Source organism: Paraburkholderia sp. EG286B (genome assembly GCF_040965655.1).
Classification (GTDB): domain Bacteria; phylum Pseudomonadota; class Gammaproteobacteria; order Burkholderiales; family Burkholderiaceae; genus Paraburkholderia.
Genome location: NZ_JBFRCF010000169.1, coordinates 1 through 446 on the forward strand (window position 1 = coordinate 1; position 446 = coordinate 446).

Below are 446 nucleotides of genomic sequence, written 5' to 3' on the forward strand. Positions count from 1 at the left end.
TTTCGACACCATCCGTCGAGCACGCGGTGCGCACGCTGAACTGTCTGTCGGCGATGTCGTTCATGTTGCGCTGAAATCAGCGCTGACACGTCGCGGCTGCGCGACTCACGTCACGCGGTACGCGCCGATGTCTGCGTGGTCGATGCCGAGAATCGTATCGGCGTCGGCGCGTGCGTTTTCGAGTTGCACGAGACTTGCCTGACGCGCGGCGAGCGGATCGCGGTTCTGAATCGCCGTGAGAATCGCTTTATGGCGCGGCAGCGACAGCGCGTACGTGTCGGGATGGCGGCTCGTCAGCTTGATCGACTCCGACAGCGCCAGCGACATCATGTTGCCGATATAGCCGAGCATGTCGTTGTGCGTCGCAGCCATGATCGCGCGATGAAATTCGAGGTCTGGCTCGAGCAGATCGCCGGCCGTTTGCGCGCGTTCCATGCGCTCATATG

1 protein-coding gene is annotated in these 446 nt (G+C 62.1%); it reads right to left on the bottom strand.

Translation table 11 applies throughout. From position 1 onward, the window contains the following. Nucleotides 1-105: 105 nt before the first annotated feature. The coding region (locus AB4Y42_RS44250; RefSeq protein WP_368697898.1) for a FadR/GntR family transcriptional regulator at nucleotides 106-446 on the bottom strand (341 nt) is incomplete at its 5' end.